Below are 18,072 nucleotides of genomic sequence, written 5' to 3' on the forward strand. Positions count from 1 at the left end.
CCCGCCGTGGAAACTGCTGGGATAACGCCCCGCAGGAGAGCTTCTTCGGTCACATGAAGGATCACATCATGGACAAGATAGCTGCCGCTGAATCCTTTGACGATGCCAAGGCAATCATTGATGACTACATGGACTTCTACAACAATGACAACGGCATCTGGGAACTTGCAAAGCTTACTCCCAACGAGTTTTACAAATACTGTTTAACAGGTATATACCCTTTACCAAAGTACAATCAGGATCTGCAGGGATTAAATCCTGCCCTCTCCGGTTTATCATAAAAACTGAATACAGAGGTTGGTTGTCAAGGAAGGGCACCCCAATATATAGTCTCTGACATTTCACTCTACTATTTTGAAAAATGTCCTTGACAAGGGGTACACTTTATCCTGTGGTTTATTTTCTGATAAATTTCTTTATTATTTCAAATAAAAGCTTTTTGCTTTTTCTAAACCCCGACATTCATATATAATAATTATCTCAATTAAGTGTAAAGAAACCATTATCCAAGCAGTGGTTTTAGATTAAAATTTCATTAAATTATTATTAAATAGTTAATGTCGTACAGACTATGAATGTTTTATGCCCTGTAGATATTGATTACATTTTTATTCTCCATAGAGTTAGAAGGTAAAAAGGTAGCGATAACTTCTTCACTGTTCGCATTAAAAAAACTGCGAGGTATCACCCCGCAGCTTTTCGTAAACAATATCAGTCTATTGATTGGACTCCATAGTGCATCAGTATTGGGTCTTTCATCCTCTGATTTCCTTAACAACTTTAACAGCTTCTTTTGTCATATCCTCAATCTTATCAAAGGCGCATGATTTAATAAGATCACCTTTGACCATCCAGCTACCACCACAACATGCAATTCTGTCATAAGAAAGATAATCTCTCATGTTCTTTTCATTGATTCCACCTGTTGGCATGAACTTAATGCCTGTGTAAGGTGCTGCCATAGCCTTGATCATTGCAAGACCGCCTGCCTGTTCAGCGGGGAAAAATTTAAGAACCTTGAGGCCTCTTTTTACGCCCTGCGCTGCCTCTGAAGGAGTAGCTACTCCGGGAAGCACTGGATACCCTTTCTCAATACAGTAATCCACAACCTCAGGATCAAATCCCGGGCTAACAATGAACTTTGCTCCTGCCTCAATGGCCTCATCCACCTGTTTTGTTGATAAAACAGTTCCTGCTCCAACCAGCATATCCGGAAAATTATCTGTCATTATTTTAATTGCATCAGCTGCAGCAGCTGTTCTGAATGTCACTTCAGCACATTTTAAACCACCTTTAACGAGTGCCTCTCCAAGAGGTTTTGCATCCTCTACTCTATCTATAACCACTACCGGAACCACTCCATATTGTGATAGCTCCTCAATAATATTGCTCATTTGATTCTCCCTTTAATATCTTCTTATTAGTAAATTATTCTTAATTCGGTATTATGGCTGTTTACCGATATAAGCCAAAATACCGCCATCAACATAAAGTATATGTCCATTAACAAAATCTGATGCCTTTGATGCAAGGAAAACTGCAGGACCTTTAAGATCATCTGACTCACCCCATCTTTCAGCAGGTGTCTTGGCAATTATGAAACTGTCAAAAGGATGTCTTGAACCATCAGCCTGTCTCTCCCTCAGCGGAGCTGTCTGTTCTGTAGCAATATAGCCCGGGCCGATACCATTGCACTGAATATTGTAGGCACCATACTCCGATGCGATATTCCTGGTAAGCATCTTAAGACCACCCTTTGCTGCCGCATAAGCTGATACAGTCTCTCTTCCAAGTTCTGACATCATTGAGCATATATTTATAATCTTACCGCCACCTCTTTTTATCATGGACGGAATGACAGTCTTAGATACGATAAACGGAGCCGTAAGGTCAACATCGATAACTCTTCTAAAGTCACTTGCTTCCATCTCCGTCATGGGCACACGTCTTATCATTCCTGCATTATTGACGAGGATGTCTACTTCACCCACTTCCTTCACAATTGTTTCATGAAGCTTTTTCACGGCTTCCTCATCAGTTACATCACAGACATAACCTTTAACTGAATCTAAAAGCCCATCCTCTTCATAACTCTTAAGTCCTCTCTCCACAGTATCCTGTCTGCTGCAGTTAAAAACAACCTTTGCTCCAGCCTCAATATATGCCTTAGCAATCGCATAACCTATTCCATAGGCAGCACCGGTAACCCATGCCACCTTACCTTTTAATGAAAACATATCTTCGCTCATTTCATTTCTCCTTTATTAACATTCACATTACATAAGATCTGTCGGCTTCAGATTATCCATATCGTCAAATTCCTGGTTTTCTCCGCCCATTGCCCATATAAATGTGTAGTTTGAAGTACCTGCTCCTGAATGAATTGACCAAGAAGGTGATATTACTGCCTCTTCGTTTTTCATTACAATATGTCTGGTCTCAGTAGGTTCTCCCATAAAATGGAATACTACCTGGTTCTCAGGTATATCAAAATATGTATATATCTCCATCCTTCTCTCATGAGTGTGCGAAGGCATCGTATTCCATACGCTTCCCTCTTCAAGAACCGTCATTCCCATACTAAGCTGACAGGTCTTCAAAACATCCGGATGAATAAACTGGTTAATGACTCTCTTATTGCATTCGGCTGTTGTTCCAAGAGGACGCTTAACAGCATCCTTAAAAGTAAGAAGCCTTGTCTCATAAGAACAATGTGCAGGAGCACTTACCATATAAAACTTAGCCGGTGTATCCTTATTGTCTGATGAAAACAGAATCGATTTGGCTCCCTTTGTGATATAAAGGCAATCTTTATGATCAAGGGCATATTCTGTTCCATCAACCTTTATCTTACCCTTACCACCAATATTGAAAATGCCGATTTCTCTTCTCTCCAAAATATAAGAAGTTCCGAAATTGTGATATACATCTATTCCATCATCAAGGGCTACTTCTCTCGTAACCGGCATACAGCCAAAGGTAACCATTCTATCCACATGTGAGTAAACAGCCTTTACCTTGTCAGCCTCATAAAGTCCTGTTATCAAAAACTCTTTTCTGAGTTCTTCTGTTGTATATCTTTTTACATCTCTCTGATTTGCAGAATATCTAATATCCATACATTTTCTCCATACCTTTTCCTATTATCTCTGTACTCTTGCGCCTTTTCCGCCCATAATAGCTTCAACTTCACTCTTATCAGCCATTGTTGTATCTCCGGGAGTAGTCATAGCAAGAGCTCCATGTGCCGCACCGTAATTAACAGCTGTTTCTGCATCGCCAGTGGTCATCAGCCCATATATAAGACCGGAAGCAAATGAATCTCCGCCACCTACACGGTCCATAATCTCAAGACCTTTGTAGTCCTTGGCCTTATAAATCTCACCATCCGCAAAGCACAACGCACTCCAGTCATTTACTGTTGCTGTCTTTACCTCTCTTAATGTAGTCGCAACAGCCTTGAAGTTAGGATATGTTTTCACTACCTCTCTTATCATCTTTTTATAGCCATCAATATCAAGCTTAGCAAGGTTCTCATCATTGCCTTCTATTTCGAATCCCAGGCAGGCAGTAAAGTCTTCCTCATTTCCAATCATTACATCAACATACTTAGCTATCTCTTTATTTACTTCCTGAGCCTTTTCCTTTCCTCCGATTGCACTCCACATGGAAGGACGATAATTCAGGTCATAAGAAATAACTGTTCCATATTTTCGAGCTGTTTTGATAACCTCAAGCACTGTCTCACATGACTGTTCTGATAATGCAGCATATATTCCGCCGGTGTGAAGCCACTTTACTCCCATATCTCCAAAAAGCTTCTCAAGATCAAAATCTTCAGGCTTTACCTTTGATATAGCAGTATTTGCTCTATCGGAACATCCCTTTGCTCCTCTTATTCCAAAACCTCTCTCTGTGAAATTGAGGCCATTTCTGCACTCTCTGCCGATTCCGTCTGTTTTCATCCATTTAATGAAGGATGTATCTACTCCACCCTGCAGAATCAGATCCTCCATAAGCTTTCCGACTTCATTATCGGCAAAGGCTGTAAGAACAGTGGTCTTAAGTCCAAAACAACGTCTAAGGCCCCTTATTACGTTATATTCTCCGCCACCTTCCCAAACATTAAAATGTCTGGCTGTTCTGATTCTTCCTTCACCTGGATCAAGTCTAAGCATAACTTCCCCTAATGATACTGCATCAAATATTGCATCTTCTCTCAAATTTAAATCCATGATCTCCTCCAATAAATTAACTATTCGCTATTAATACCTTTAAGTTTTACTCCGAATCAGAGCGTTACTCCATCCTTAAATATGGATATTTCTCTATACCCGGCGTCTTCCTGCCTGGTTTTTTGTCCACTTGCAACATCCAAAACATAGTCCAGGAGTCTGTCCCCTGCTTCATCCAGAGACTCTTTTCCTTCAGCTACCTTTCCTGCATTGAAATCTATCCAATTGCCTTTCTTCTCATATAGCGCAGTATTCGTTGAAATCTTCACTGTCGGAACAGGTGCCCCAAAGGGTGTTCCCCTTCCGGTTGTAAAAAGTATCAGATGTGCTCCTGCAGCTGTAAGGTCTGTAGTTGATACCATATCATTTCCCGGACCTGACAATAATGACAGTCCTTTAATTTTTACCGGCTCAGCATACTCCAGTACATCTGAAATCTGAGCACTTCCGCCTTTTTGAACACATCCACAAGACTTGTCCTCAAGAGTTGTAATCCCGCCGGCTTTATTTCCGGGGCTTGGATTTTCATATACAACCTGTCCGTGATCCACAAAATATTTCTTGAAATTTTCAACCATACAAACTGCTTTATGGAACGTGGCGCTATCCTTACATCTATTAAAAAGAATTGATTCAGCCCCGAACATCTCAGGAACCTCTGTAAGAACAGTAGAACCTCCCATAGAGATAAGTCTGTCAGAAAATCTGCCAACCGTTGGATTGGCAGTTATTCCTGAAAGGCCATCAGAACCTCCGCACTTCATTCCTACAATAAGCTCGCATGCATCTATTTCCTCACGCTTGGACTGGCCTGCATAATCCGCCAATTCTTTGAGAAGTTTGCTGCCTTCCTCAATCTCGTCTTCGCAGTCCTGACAGGTAAGGAATTTCACTCTTTCTCCGTTCCATTCCCTGAGTTCTTCCTTGAATTGTTCTGAAGTAAGATTCTCACACCCCAAAGAAAGAACAAGAACCCCTCCTGCATTTGGATGTTTTACAAGTGCTGCAAGGACCCTCTTTGTAGTTTCATGGTCATCACCCATTTGAGAGCATCCGTACGGATGGGTATATGCAAATAATCCCTCAATTGATCCCTTTACAAGGTTCTGATTGTCTCTGGCCAATTTCTCCGCAATCCGGTTCACACATCCGACAGTAGGAATAATCCATATTTCATTTCTGATTCCTACTTTTCCTTTGGCTCTCCTGTACCCCATAAAAGTTCTGTTTGCTACTTTAGGAAGCAATGGTATTTCAGGTTTATACTCAAATTTGGAATTCTCAGAAAGAGAGGTTTTGACATTATGTACATGCACAAAACTTCCTGATTTTATTTCATCTGTGGCAATGCCTATACAGTTTCCGTATTTTACTATCGAGGATCCTTCGGCTATGTCATTAAGCGCTACTTTATGCCCTCTTCCAATTGCCTCAATAGTTTTTAACCCATCTTCAGATGCATCTATAATTTCACCCTTTTCCAGGTCTCTAAGTGCAACTGCAACATTATCCAGAGGATGTATCCTGATACTATTCACCCTGAACCTCCCTCATGGCTTCATACATGCCCTTTTCATCTATCAGGGCAAGGTCTTTAATAACTGCTTCTTCAAATCCGGATAGTTTTATGAGCGCATCTCCCCACATCTTCTCATTGGCAATAATATCTCTTGCCAACTTCTCATTATCAGCATCTTTCAGAGCAAGGAACGCATCAAGTACCCATTCGTCATCTTTTATAAGGTATTCATTACTGTCTCTTTTTGCAACCAGAGCGCCTTCCCGCTTTTCATAACCTCTGTGATAAAAAGCAAGAAATGCAGCAAACGAAAATGTCAGTACTTTGGGTAACTCCTTCTTCTGTTCATAATACTCGAGTACTGTGTACATAACTCTTGCCTTCCACTTAGATGCTGAATTCAGGGAAATACTAAGCAGTTCATGGTCAATGAAAGGATTTGCAAATCTGTCTGTAACTGCGGCTGCGAAATCCTCAAGATCTTTCTTATCAAGTCCCTTGAGAACCGGAATAATCTCATCATAGAGAGCCTTATTCATATATCCCCTTATTACATCATCTTTCATGCAATCTCTTACAATATTCTGTCCTGCAAGATATGCACCCATAATCATAGATGTATGCGCACCGTTTAAGATTCTTACTTTGCGCTTTTTATAAGGATCAACATTATCTACTACAAGTATGGGAAGTCCGGCTTCTTCCACAGGAAATTCTTTCTTAATCTTCTGCGGTCCTTCTATAACCCACGCGCCAAACACTTCAGCCGTATCAATAATATTGTCTTTATATCCAAGCTCCTCACAAATAGCATCAGCTTCTGCTCTCGGATAACCTGGAACTATTCTGTCCACGAGTGTGGAGCAGAAAATATTATCATTATATACAAAGTCTCTGAATTCTTCAGACAATCCCCACTGATCTATATATTTATTTACGCACTTTAGTAGCTCATCTCCGTTTCTGTCTATGAGCTCGCAGGATAAAATAATAAATCCCGGAAGTTTGTTATTAAATCTTTCATACAGGAACTGTGTCAGTTTGCCCGGAAAACTTGCACACGGTCTATCATCCAATTTGCAGGAAGGATCATAAGCTATACCTGCCTCTGTAGTGTTGCTTACAATGAATCTCATTTCGGGATTTTTGGCACAGGCTAAGAATTCATCAAATTCTCTGTATGGATTAAGGCATCTTGAAACACTGGAAATAACTCTTTTGTTATTAACTTTTTGCCCATTTTCCTGTCCCCGTAAAAAAAGTGTGTAAAGACCTTCCTGATCGTTTATCATATCAGCGAGTCCCTGTTCTATTGGCTGACATAAAACAACCTTGCTGTTAAATCCTGCTTTTTCGTTCATAAGATCGATAAAGTAATCGACGAACGCACGAAGGAAATTTCCTTCGCCAAACTGAAGAACCCTCTCCGGTGCATCCTTTAGAAGGTATCCATCGTACCCCTTTTCCCCCAATAGTTTGTAACTAAGCTTCTCCATGTTAAAAGTCCTCCTCTCAGATTCCAAAATATCTCTTTGCGTTATAATAAGAAATCCCTGAAACAATGCTTTCCAGTGCCTTCTCGTCATTTGGGTATTCCCCATTTTCTACCCATTCTCCTATAAGATTGCACATTATCCTTCTAAAATAATCATGCCTTGTGTATGACAAAAATGATCTGGAGTCTGTAAGCATACCAATAAAATTACCAAGCAGCCCCAAATTAGCTAACGATTTCATCTGCTCTTCCATTCCTGATTTGGTGTCATTAAACCACCATGCGGGACCATGCTGAATTTTCCCGGGAACCTCAGATGACTGGAAGCATCCTAATATAGTTCCTATCTGCGCATTATCTGCAGGATTCAAAGAGAAAATAATCGTTTTTGGAAGTTCACCTGTTTTATCAAGCTCCGACATAAGCTTTGCAATATTCCCTCCGCAGGAATTATTGGCAATCATGTCAAATCCGGTATCCGGTCCCTCCAGCCTGAACATTCTCTCATTCATATTTCTAAGACAGGAATAGTGGAGCTCCATAGCAATTCCATGCTTGTGATAAGCCTTTCCGAGTGAAAGGAGCAGCGCTGTCTGATATCCTTCTGCCTCATCAAGTGTTATTTCTTTCCCGTTCATTACCTTTGTAAAAGCATTGTTACATTCGGCCATTGTCATCATTTTAAACGGGATATAATCCAGTCCGTGGTCAGATGCAACGCAGCCGTGCGCAGCAAAAAATTCTACTCTTTGTATCAGCGCATCAATAACTTCCTCAGCAGAATCAAGTGATCTTTTGCCAACAGTTTCAGCAAGTTTTACAATATATTCTTTAAAGCCTTCTTTTGTTATGTTGATTGCCTTGTCAGGTCTGAAGGATGGTCTGACCATAAACTCTATGCTATCGTCGTTCGCAATTTTCTCATGCCATTCAAGAGAGTCTGTCGGATCATCTGTTGTTCCCACATATGCCACGTTGCTCTGTCTGATCAGCCCTCTTACGGTCATCTCCGGATCATTTTGCAGCATGTCATTACATTTATTCCATATTTCCTCGGCATTTTGAACAGTAAGCGGCTTGGTGATTCCGAAGTACTTTTTAAGTTCCAGATTGCACCAATGATACATAGGGTTGCCTATCGCTTTGGTTAAAGTTTCTGCAAATCCTTTGAATCTTTGCAGTTCATCTTCCCTTCCCGTTACCATCTCCTCAGGAATTCCGTTTGAACGCATCAATCTCCATTTATAGTGATCTCCAAAATAGGAACCATCCTCCTGTTTTCCCCCAAACCATACATCTCCAAGAGTTTCAAATCTCCTGTCCTCATATATTTCCTGAGGTGAAATATGGCAATGATAATCAATTATTGGCAATTTCTCCGCATAATCATGAAAAATATGCTTTGCAGTCTCAGTTTGTAAAATAAAATCTTCATCTAAAAAACTTTTCATCTTTTACCAGCTCCCAATTAAAACCTTTTCTATAATACTAATTGCAAATCTTTATTTTTTATATAGCTTTGGGGTTTTAAACCAACTTATACAACAAGTACAACAATTTTTACAATATTTATATCCGCCTTCTATAACGGCAGTTATTTTATACGTTTGCATACAATTTCTCCACATACATTCGCGTATCTACCGCATTGTCAGGAGATGTGTTTTCCAGAGTACACTGTATGCACGGCTTGTATTCTTTGATCTTGGATAAAAGAAGTTCATAGTTCAGGTGACCTTTACCCGCAGGTATTGACTTAAGTTCATCTCCGCATAATTCGAAATCCTTCATATGAATTACAGCTATATCATCCTTAAGCAAATCGAAGGTCTTCGTAATAATGCTGTCCTGTTCATCAATATTTCCTGAATAGAGCATGTTTACAGGGTCAAAAATAATTTGAAGGTTGGGACTTCCTATCTCATCAAGCACAAATCTCGCCTGTTCAGGCCCGTATACAATATGCTTCCAGACAGGTTCTATAGCAACTATCACGCCGAATTTCTCCGCAGCATTTACCACCGGCTTCAGATTCTTAATAAAAATATCAAGTGCTTCCCGCTCATGATTCGCCGGCTCGTATTTATATTCAGCATTAACCGCACCAGTTTCAGTACCCACAACGCCGCAGCCAAGAATTGATGCAAATCTCATGTGCGCTATATATCTTTTCTTAATCTCATCAAGTTTGTCTTTGTCGGGATGTGCAAGATTTTGATAATTGCCAAGTACTGCAATATCTATATGATTATTTCTGCATAGATTTTTAATATACATGGCAAGTCCGGGAGTCATGGCACTTTCAGTCACCTTGAATTCCTTTATGGATTTTGAAAGCGCCAGGTGAATACAGCTAAAGCCCTGTTCTTTTATTCTGGGTATAAGTTCATTTAACGGTCCATATTCCGCATCATGTGCACGTAATCCTATCTGCATTAATTCTGCCTCCTAACACTCATTACCAGACTATCTGCCGCTTCTCTTATTTTTGAAGCTTCCTCAGGTGACAGGAGTTTTACCCATATATTTCTCTTTGATAAATCAGGCTCATTCCCCATTTCATCCCTTGAATTGTATTCCGCAAAGAATGCCTCACTCTCCATCGTTTCCATCTCATACCACTCGCTGAATCTTAGTGGGTGTATGGAATTATCGTAGGTGCAATCTATGAATGCCACCTTACCTGTCGGTCTCCAGGGTCTTCCTAAAAATACGGTACCTTCCATATCTTTATTCTCACCATGGATATGGCATTCTCTAAACACCATGCCTAATTCTCCAAGATTTTCGGAAGGCGCTGTAACATAGCCGTTAATGTCTTTTTCCCTGTTCATTACCACTATCTCACAGTTATCAAACACCGCATCTGCACCGCCGAATATGAAATCAACATCTCCACAAATCACACAGTTTTTATAAAACTGACGCGTATTTCGCCTGTTTGTAAGCATACGTGGACCAAAGAAACCGTTCTTAAACCGCTCTGTCAAAGGAAGTGGTGCCATAAAAAGTGTATCCTGCCTTGAGCGTATACTGACATGCTCCATTACAACCTCATCAGCATCTGCGTAAATTGCAAGCGCCTGACCTACGCCGTTTCCCCAACCTGCAGTATTCTCTACGGTCAGATCCTGCACTTTGACCCTTTCTCCGCCGATAAATAATGTCTGACTTCTGAACGTCCCTCTTTTTGTATTATCTTCAAGAAGCTGTTCTGCACAGTGATCATAAGATATGACCGTCTTATTCATTCCGGCCCCTCTGAGGGTTATGTCCTTTTTTTCTATGGACAGTTTTTCTTTATAGATCCCTTCTGCTATATCTATAACAGCACTTGCCATATACGGCACTGCTTCAGCAGCTTCACCTATTGTGCGGTAATCCCCCAAAGGACCCACTGATATCCTTATTTTTTCCATCATTTTCCCCGCAATACCGGTTTTTATCCTAACTTTACATTTTCTATGTCACATATATCTGTTCCGCTGATATCCGGCTCCGAGTCCACCGCACCTGTTACTTCCACATCCCTAATGACAAGTTTCTTTGTGTTTCTGACAAATATTCCTCTCCCGCTCATCTTGTCAATGCCATCCATCATGACAGGGACTTCGGGAGTTCTGTCCTTTTCATCCATGTAGATTGCCTTAATGTTCTCAAGCGTTACCTCTTCAACTTTAGATTCCGGAAGTCCATATACTGTGATCAGGCACACGTCAACACCCGCACATTCGATATTTCTCGCAGTAATATCTTTTATTGACGGAGTCATTTCGTTGACTTCCATGAACTCTTTACTTTGACAGTATTCGCTGTGTCCGTCCGGATCACAAAAATAAAACATATTGATGGTAAACGGCATTCTTACATTCTCCATTTTTATATTCTCAAACAGAATATTTTGAAGAATTGACTTTTCACCCCTTCCTCTTCTTGTCTTAATTCTGAGTCCTCTGTCAGTGGAATCAAACAGACATCTGGTCACCTTTACGCCATTTACTCCACCTGCACATTCGCTTCCAACTGTGACACTTCCATGCCCTCTGTTAAGCCTGCAATTCCTGACAGTTATATTTGATGTATTCTTGTAGTGCCTAAGAGCCATGTAATATTTTCCTGACTTAATTGCTATGCAATCATCCCCAACAGATATTGTAGTTCCTATAATGTTCACATCACTGCAGCTCTCAGGGTCAATTCCATCAGTATTTGGCGAATTGTCCGGATTTTTAATACTCAAACCGATCAGATTTATTGCTTCCGAATAATAAGGATGGATTGTCCAGGATGGTGAATTCTGAACAGTTATCCCCTGCACGGTAACGTTACTGCATTCCTTAAGGAATATCAGTCTCGGTCTCCATGCCCCAGCCTTTTCTTTGGGGTTTATCCACCAATCTCCGCTTTGTGCATTACCGTCAATCGTCCCCTCTCCGAATATCTTCACATCATGTACATTAATACCTGTTATCAGTGCGGCAAAACACGATAAAGGATTGCCTTCCCAGGTACCAAGGTTAAATTCTGCAGTTTCATCCGTATATAGTGTCATTCCGGGCAGAATAGGGTAACTTTGTCTATCGGTTTTGCCTAAAAGAGTCGCTCCTTTATCAATCCATATATGAACGCCGCTTTTAAGAAACAATGGTCCCGATAAAAATGTTCCTTTTCCCAGGTATACCGTTCCATCCAATGGGCATGAACTTATTGCGGCCTGAATATATGCCGTGTCATCATTTTTTCCATCTCCGACTGCCCCGAATTCACTTACATCCAGCAAAACAGATTCATAAGATGTTTTTATAACTTTTCTTTCACATATCCCTTCATGATCAATGATTGAAACCTCATATTCCTTATCAGGTTCAAGTCCACCGATGCTAAATACGTTCCTGTTCTCTGCATGGTATTCAATATCATTAACCATAACTTTTACTGCTTCTGAAGGCATAAAACATTCAGTATTATCAAGTTCCACCGTAATATTTCTGGGCTCTGTATCAATAACTTCAAATTTCATTTAACAAACCTCGTTGTTCCAGACTGAGAAGCTCTGTATATGCCATCAGGAGCGGGGCAGTTCCTTTCGCATCGTTTTCTACAACAGGCTCGCCAAAATAGTACGAAAGTGAACCATCCCTGTGATCTTTTCCACCAAGTCCTGCCACAAGGCATATTCCTCCAAGTCTTGGCAGACCATCCTCGTTTTTGGACAGATATTTTTCTGTTATTCCATAGAATATTTCTTCTGAAATTTTGGCATATCTTTTTGGTAAATAAGATAACCTCACTCCTTTTGCCAAAGCATAAGAAATAAGGGCTGACCCTGAGGTCTCCAAATAATTGCCCGCAGCTCCCTTTTTGTCTATTACCTGGTAAAACATTTTTGATTCCGGATCAAGGTAATTGAGTAGACTGTCTGCCAGATTTTTTAACATATCCTGAAGCGTTCTGTATTCGTAATATGTCTGCTCTCCCATTGCTTCTGCAGTATCCACAAGAGCAGCCATAAACCACCCTGTTGCTCTTAGCCAGAAATTCGGGCTACATCCCGTATTTTTATCTGCCCAATACATCTGTCTTGACTCGTCATATCCGTGATAATACAGACCTGTCTTTTCATCTCGCATAAATCTTCTGACATTCTCAAACTGCCTGAAGGAATCAAGACATCCGTTCATCTTGCGATATCTTCTTTCATATTCCATATAAAAAGGCTGTGCCATATATAAGCCATCAAGCCATACCTGGTTTGGATAAATCTGCTTATGCCAAAAATTGCCTTCCTTCGTTCTTGGCATGGTATCAAGCTGACTTCTTACTGTATCCATAGCCTTTCTGTATTTTTCCCTGCCGGTCAGATCATATAGCGCGAACAAGTTGCAGGCAGGCCTTATATTATCCAGATTATATTCTCCTACCTCATAGGTATTTATTGTTCCATCCTCATTTACATAAAATGAGACAAAATCATCTGCAAAATCCAGGAACTTTCGCTCACCCGTTATTGAATATAGCCTTAGAAGCGCTGTGATCATGCACCCGTCTATATAATTCCATTTATTCTGTTTCCCGCTTCTGACCTTCTCAATATTCCACATAGGATGTTCCGCATCGGAATTTTCCATCAGATACAGTACATATTCTTTGAGAAGTTCTTTTGTTTCTGCTTTAGTCATATTTCCCAAACACCTCCGTCAGTATCTCATCATGGAATTAGCGTAATACTTGTCAGTTCTCAAATTTTTCACCCATATAATAAAAATATCCCTTTTTATTCAATAGTTCTTCATAGGTGCCTTTTTCTACAACCCTGCCATTTTTTATAACAATTATCTTGTCTGCTTTTCTGATGGTTGCCAGTTTATGAGCTACGATAAATGTAGTCCTTGAATCAGACATATTATCAAGTGCACCGGAAACCTCCCGTTCGGAAATTGCATCAAGAGCGGAAGTTGCCTCATCCAGAATGATGACTTTGGGATCACGTATAAGCGCTCTTGCAATTGATATTCTTTGTTTCTGGCCACCCGAGAGTCTGTCACCATGTTCTCCCACAAATGTATCCATGCCATTCGGAAGCTTTTTTATCACTTCCTGTAACCCTGATTCCTTTATGACCCGATCTAAAACCTCCTCGGATACATCAGTTGTTCCATAGAGGATATTGTCTCTGATAGATCCTGAAAACAGCGCTGTATTCTGTGGTACTACAGCCAGGAATCTCCTGTAGCTTCTAAGATTAATCTCATTTAACGGAATTCCATCCACATATATCATCCCATCCACCGGCATCATAAAGCCGATTATCAAATTGAGAATTGTGGATTTACCTCCTCCTGATTCTCCAACAAATGCTACTGTTTCTCCCCGGTGTACCTCGAAATCCAAATCGTTTATTACATTTTTTTCATCACCCGGATATGCATATCTGACGTGACTAAACCTGTAATTGCCCTTTAAATCATCAATCGATATCTTTCCCTCGTTATCTTCAATATCCTCAACTGACAAGATCTCACCTACACTACTTACTGACTCAAGCCCTTTTGAAATGGTAGGCAGCAGATTCAGCATGCTCGTCACCTGCCCGACTATAGTTGTAAAATAGCTTTGATAAAGAACAACGTCACCTGCAGGAATTTTGCCACTCAGAGCAAGAAAAGATGTGAATACCAGGCATATTACCTGAAACATCTGAAAGAAAGCCCAGCTTACCGCACCAAAATTGGTCTGAACCATATCAAGCTGATAGCCTTCTGCTGCTATCTGATACATTTGTTCATCCATTCTGCTTATTTCATCTTCTTCAAGTGCATGAGCTCTTGTTACAGGCACCAGTTCAATCATTTCTGATACCTTTGCAGATGTTGCCTCCACTTCTTTTCTAAAACGCTGGTTATGAACCTTTATCGGTTTTTTGAAAATATATACAAGTATCGCCGCCATAGGTACCATCAATAGGAAAAAGATGAATACAACCCTGCTTTTTGATACTGTTACTGTAAGTGCCACCACCACATTGATGATGATATTCATGAAGTTAACAAAAATCTGATCTGATAGTGTCTCAATCGCCTCAACATCACGTATTATTTTTGACTGTATACGTCCTGACTGAATGTCCTTTTCCGACAGGATAGACATCGTCTGCACTTTGTGAACAAGTGCACTTCTAAGTCCGGCCTCAACTTTTCTGACTGCTGATGCCCTGAAATGCATATGTAGATAATTCATAGGGATGTTAAGTATCAGCAATATTGCAACAATCGATGCATTAAATATAATCAGTCTGCCTGCATCTTCTGCTCCCCTTGTTACATAATTGATGATATTTGCTGTAACTATAGGCATTATCCACACAGGTGAATGTTTTATAGTATAAAAAAATACTGATAAAACAAAGTTATGATAATATCCGCTGTAAAAAGATATTAGAGCTACAAGCGGCTTGTCCTTATATTTTCTGTACCTTTCCTCAAATCTGTTTGAATCACTATCTTGTGTCAATTGCATCGCTGTTATCCTTATTACTGATTTACAAATATAATTGGATTAGTTCATTTCTCACTTATACTCATCTGCCACACCCTCGTCCATCAGATTGGAATCGTGAACCATTTTAAGCTCCGCCAGTACTGTTTCATCAATGAGTGACGCATAGGGCTCGCCTGCCTTTATAATCTCACCTGCCAGAAGTTCCCCAAACTTCATAGCACCTTCATACCTTAAATGAGTATTATCTGTAGACAAACCATCCGGGAGCCAGAATACCTCTCCCGGTTTTACGTGCATAAAGTACTTTTTTGTAGGTTCATCTCCCGTTTTTTCAATAAATTCTCTGCTTACTTTATACAGATCTATTATTGGTACATTGTATTTTTCTGAAGCGATATAATATCCTTCAACATAAGGTTCATGATCTGATTTTCTAAGATGTACATGATCATCTTCAAAGCTTCTGCGCTCCAAAGGTGTTATAAAAAGCGGTATTGCACCTCTGTTTCTGGCTACATTCACGAATTTTCCCAGATTATCAACAAAAGACCCTTTCGGATCGGTATACCTGCTAAAATCAGTTTTTTTCTCGTCATTGTGTCCGAACTGAATGAAAAGGAAATCTCCTTCTTTTATCTCATCGTTTATTGTCGCAAGTCTTCCCTGGTCAATAAAACTTTTAGTGCTTCTGCCATTAATAGCATGATCATATATGACCACATCGGGGCGGGTATATCTGTCAAAAGCCTGAGCTATACCTGTTTGTGGATATTTATTTGCCTTATTGCAGGTATTTGTGGAATCTCCTGCCCAAAATATTATTCTCATTTCTCCTCCAGAGACATCCCTTAAGTAAGTCAGTAGTTTTTATATCCTGCCTGTCATCTTCTTAAGATATAAGCCGAAGCTTATGTTTCGAAGCTTCGGCTCTATAAATATATTTCTTACTCTTTTACCGCTCCGATATTTACACCCTTTACAAAGTATTTTTGCAGGAACGGATAAAGTGCCATAAATGGAAGAATCGCACAAACAATCGCTGAATAATACAAAGTGTTCTGCGAAACATTATATGAAGTTGTTGGCGTATCTCCGTCCATGACCATAACTCTCAGAATATACTGGAAATTAACCTGATCACGATTCGTAATATAAATCTGAACTGTTGAATAATCATTCCAAACTGTTACAGCAAACATAAGACCTATGGATGCAAGCGCAGCCTTTGAAAGGGGAAGCACTATTTTAAAGAAAATCCCCATTGGTGTGCATCCATCAATTTTTGCAGCCTCAAACAATGATCCAGGAATTCCTTCAAAGAAGTTTCTCATAAGCACCAGGTTGTAAACATTCATTCCATGCTTAACAACCAAAATCCACATGCTGTTAACCAGATGCAGTTTCTTCATAACCAGGTATTCAGGTATCATACCGCCTGAAAATATCATGGTAAACAAAAGAAAATATGCCAAAAGATCTCTTCCCGGAAGGTCATACTGTGCAAGCACATAACCTCCAAGGGTAGATAATATCAGTCCCAGAAGAGTTCCGAGAATAGTAGTTATTACTGAATTTACAAATGGTGTATACAACTTTGCAGTATGCAAAATAGTACGATATCCATCCAGAGTGGGCTGATTGGGCCACAGCTGAAATTTATATACCCCAACCGCATTAAATGAGTCAGCAACAACCTTCCATATAGGTACGAGAACTATAAGTCCTATAAGTATAAAAACAACATAATTAATTACATCGAAGAGGCCCGTCTTTCTCTTACGACCAACCGCATATTCTTTAGCCTTTGCCATTGTATTCCTCCTCAGATGATTCCGCGTCCGCGGATTTTTTTACTTGCCCAGTTGCACAAAACTACCAGAAAACATCCTACAAGTGACTTAAACAAACCTACAGCAGTTGTATATCCATAATTGGGTATTGCTGTAAGGAAAGTCTTTCTGTAAATATATGTAGATATTACATCAGATGTTTCAAAAACACGGTTGTTATACATTACAAAAACTGATTCAAACAGATTCAGAACCTTTGCAAGATTAAGAATAAGAACAATTATTATTGTGTTTGCAAGTTCAGGTACTGTCACAAACCATATTTTCTGAAGTCTCGTTGCACCATCGATGTCAGCTGCTTCGTATATTTCCGGATTTATTCCTGCAAGAGTCGCCAGGAATATAACTGTTCCCCATCCTGTCTCTTTCCATATATTTACCAGATAATACACTATCGGCCACAGCTTCGTTTCATGCATAAAGTCTATGCTTTGGCTAATCCAGCCCCAGCTTTTCAAAGTCTCATTAATAAATCCTGTAGATGAAGTGGAAAGGAAAAGCGTAAATACAGCAGCTGTAACTGTCCATGACATAAAATGAGGAAGATAAATAACTGTCTGTAAAACTTTTTTTGCAAACAGATTTGTCATCTCATTGATAAATACCGACACGATTACGGCTGTAAGTGTTGTTATTAAAAGCTTTGTAATAGATAGTTTCAGCGTATTAGTAAAGGCTCTCCAGAATTCAACATCTGAAAACATTTTTGAAAAATGTTTTAAGCCAACGAATTCAATTTTCTTAAGTGTGTAATCATAAAACGAATAACGAATTCCAAGCATAGGCCAATAGTAAACTATCAGCACATAGATAAAAATCGGAAGGAACATAAGGTAAAATCCCCTATTATTCCATATTCTGGTTTTTAACGGTTTCTTATTTATAACCTGTCCTGTTGATGTAACCTTTTGTGTCTTGCCCATGAAAATACCTCATAAATAGTTTTTAACGAGTTGTAAAACTACTCATTAGTTG

Annotated in this window: 16 protein-coding genes; 1 reads left to right on the plus strand and 15 read right to left on the minus strand. The window is 39.8% G+C overall.

The window, feature by feature from the left end:
- The coding region (locus G603_RS20630) for an IS3 family transposase (RefSeq protein WP_035793514.1) at positions 1-281 on the plus strand (281 nt) is incomplete at its 5' end.
- A 474-nt stretch (positions 282-755) separates the two neighbouring features.
- Here G603_RS20630 and G603_RS0114925 read toward each other — a convergent pair.
- The 15 genes from G603_RS0114925 to G603_RS0114995 form a co-directional block, all read right to left on the minus strand.
- Positions 756-1,394 (minus strand): bifunctional 4-hydroxy-2-oxoglutarate aldolase/2-dehydro-3-deoxy-phosphogluconate aldolase, encoded by a 639-nt coding sequence (locus G603_RS0114925; protein WP_026670718.1) that lies wholly within the window; start codon positions 1,392-1,394, stop codon positions 756-758.
- A gap of 51 nt (positions 1,395-1,445) precedes the next feature.
- Complete coding sequence (locus G603_RS0114930) at positions 1,446-2,249, minus strand: gluconate 5-dehydrogenase (protein ID WP_026670719.1); 804 nt, start codon at positions 2,247-2,249, stop codon at positions 1,446-1,448.
- 27 nt (positions 2,250-2,276) lie between these two features.
- Positions 2,277-3,119 carry a 5-dehydro-4-deoxy-D-glucuronate isomerase gene (gene kduI / locus G603_RS0114935; protein ID WP_026659149.1) on the minus strand — a complete coding sequence of 281 codons (843 nt, stop codon included), beginning with the start codon at positions 3,117-3,119 and terminating at the stop codon, positions 2,277-2,279.
- Positions 3,120-3,143: 24 nt separating this feature from the next.
- A complete protein-coding gene (locus tag G603_RS0114940; RefSeq protein ID WP_026670720.1) occupies positions 3,144-4,235 on the minus strand; it encodes a sugar kinase in 1,092 nt (363 codons plus the stop codon).
- A gap of 56 nt (positions 4,236-4,291) precedes the next feature.
- Positions 4,292-5,773 carry a UxaA family hydrolase gene (locus G603_RS0114945; protein ID WP_026670721.1) on the minus strand — a complete coding sequence of 494 codons (1,482 nt, stop codon included), beginning with the start codon at positions 5,771-5,773 and terminating at the stop codon, positions 4,292-4,294.
- Positions 5,766-7,250: a tagaturonate reductase gene (locus tag G603_RS0114950; RefSeq protein ID WP_026670722.1), complete on the minus strand. Its 1,485-nt coding sequence runs from the start codon at positions 7,248-7,250 to the stop codon at positions 5,766-5,768. The genes G603_RS0114945 and G603_RS0114950 overlap by 8 nt, the downstream gene beginning before the upstream one ends.
- Before the next feature lie 16 nt (positions 7,251-7,266).
- A complete protein-coding gene (gene uxaC, locus G603_RS0114955; protein WP_026670723.1) occupies positions 7,267-8,700 on the minus strand; it encodes a glucuronate isomerase in 1,434 nt (477 codons plus the stop codon).
- A 148-nt stretch (positions 8,701-8,848) separates the two neighbouring features.
- Positions 8,849-9,685, minus strand: coding sequence for a sugar phosphate isomerase/epimerase family protein (locus G603_RS0114960; RefSeq protein WP_026670724.1), 837 nt, complete (start codon positions 9,683-9,685; stop codon positions 8,849-8,851).
- A complete protein-coding gene (locus G603_RS0114965) occupies positions 9,685-10,671 on the minus strand; it encodes a pectinesterase family protein (protein ID WP_081669951.1) in 987 nt (328 codons plus the stop codon). The genes G603_RS0114960 and G603_RS0114965 overlap by 1 nt, the downstream gene beginning before the upstream one ends.
- 20 nt (positions 10,672-10,691) lie before the next feature.
- The gene (locus tag G603_RS0114970) at positions 10,692-12,269 is read right to left on the minus strand and encodes a glycoside hydrolase family 28 protein (protein ID WP_026670726.1); all 1,578 of its coding nucleotides are present in this window, start codon (positions 12,267-12,269) and stop codon (positions 10,692-10,694) included.
- The gene (locus G603_RS0114975; protein ID WP_026670727.1) at positions 12,259-13,428 is read right to left on the minus strand and encodes a glycoside hydrolase family 88/105 protein; all 1,170 of its coding nucleotides are present in this window, start codon (positions 13,426-13,428) and stop codon (positions 12,259-12,261) included. The genes G603_RS0114970 and G603_RS0114975 overlap by 11 nt, the downstream gene beginning before the upstream one ends.
- Positions 13,429-13,480: 52 nt before the next feature.
- The gene (locus G603_RS0114980) at positions 13,481-15,265 is read right to left on the minus strand and encodes an ABC transporter ATP-binding protein (RefSeq protein WP_035793518.1); all 1,785 of its coding nucleotides are present in this window, start codon (positions 15,263-15,265) and stop codon (positions 13,481-13,483) included.
- Between the two features lie 51 nt (positions 15,266-15,316).
- The gene (locus tag G603_RS20635; RefSeq protein WP_044931930.1) at positions 15,317-16,075 is read right to left on the minus strand and encodes a rhamnogalacturonan acetylesterase; all 759 of its coding nucleotides are present in this window, start codon (positions 16,073-16,075) and stop codon (positions 15,317-15,319) included.
- Between the two features lie 116 nt (positions 16,076-16,191).
- Positions 16,192-17,058 carry a carbohydrate ABC transporter permease gene (locus tag G603_RS0114990; protein WP_026659137.1) on the minus strand — a complete coding sequence of 289 codons (867 nt, stop codon included), beginning with the start codon at positions 17,056-17,058 and terminating at the stop codon, positions 16,192-16,194.
- Positions 17,059-17,069: 11 nt separating this feature from the next.
- Positions 17,070-18,020 carry an ABC transporter permease gene (locus G603_RS0114995; protein ID WP_026659136.1) on the minus strand — a complete coding sequence of 317 codons (951 nt, stop codon included), beginning with the start codon at positions 18,018-18,020 and terminating at the stop codon, positions 17,070-17,072.
- Between the last annotated feature and the right edge of the window lie 52 nt (positions 18,021-18,072).

It is taken from the genome of Butyrivibrio sp. AE3006 (assembly GCF_000424165.1).
GTDB lineage: Bacteria > Bacillota > Clostridia > Lachnospirales > Lachnospiraceae > Butyrivibrio.

Excerpts from the sequence above, each read along its gene's own strand:
- G603_RS0114960 (WP_026670724.1), bottom strand. The coding sequence starts at position 9,685 with ATGCAGATAGGATTACGTGCACATGATGCGGAATATGGACCGTTAAAT.
- uxaC (WP_026670723.1), bottom strand. The coding sequence starts at position 8,700 with ATGAAAAGTTTTTTAGATGAAGATTTTATTTTACAAACTGAGACTGCA.
- G603_RS0114980 (WP_035793518.1), bottom strand. The coding sequence starts at position 15,265 with ATGCAATTGACACAAGATAGTGATTCAAACAGATTTGAGGAAAGGTAC.
- G603_RS0114930 (WP_026670719.1), bottom strand. The coding sequence starts at position 2,249 with ATGAGCGAAGATATGTTTTCATTAAAAGGTAAGGTGGCATGGGTTACC.
- G603_RS0114950 (WP_026670722.1), bottom strand. The coding sequence starts at position 7,250 with ATGGAGAAGCTTAGTTACAAACTATTGGGGGAAAAGGGGTACGATGGA.
- G603_RS0114995 (WP_026659136.1), bottom strand. The coding sequence starts at position 18,020 with ATGGGCAAGACACAAAAGGTTACATCAACAGGACAGGTTATAAATAAG.
- G603_RS0114975 (WP_026670727.1), bottom strand. The coding sequence starts at position 13,428 with ATGACTAAAGCAGAAACAAAAGAACTTCTCAAAGAATATGTACTGTAT.
- G603_RS0114965 (WP_081669951.1), bottom strand. The coding sequence starts at position 10,671 with ATGATGGAAAAAATAAGGATATCAGTGGGTCCTTTGGGGGATTACCGC.
- G603_RS0114990 (WP_026659137.1), bottom strand. The coding sequence starts at position 17,058 with ATGGCAAAGGCTAAAGAATATGCGGTTGGTCGTAAGAGAAAGACGGGC.
- G603_RS0114940 (WP_026670720.1), bottom strand. The coding sequence starts at position 4,235 with ATGGATTTAAATTTGAGAGAAGATGCAATATTTGATGCAGTATCATTA.
- G603_RS0114925 (WP_026670718.1), bottom strand. The coding sequence starts at position 1,394 with ATGAGCAATATTATTGAGGAGCTATCACAATATGGAGTGGTTCCGGTA.
- G603_RS20635 (WP_044931930.1), bottom strand. The coding sequence starts at position 16,075 with ATGAGAATAATATTTTGGGCAGGAGATTCCACAAATACCTGCAATAAG.
- kduI (WP_026659149.1), bottom strand. The coding sequence starts at position 3,119 with ATGGATATTAGATATTCTGCAAATCAGAGAGATGTAAAAAGATATACA.
- G603_RS0114970 (WP_026670726.1), bottom strand. The coding sequence starts at position 12,269 with ATGAAATTTGAAGTTATTGATACAGAGCCCAGAAATATTACGGTGGAA.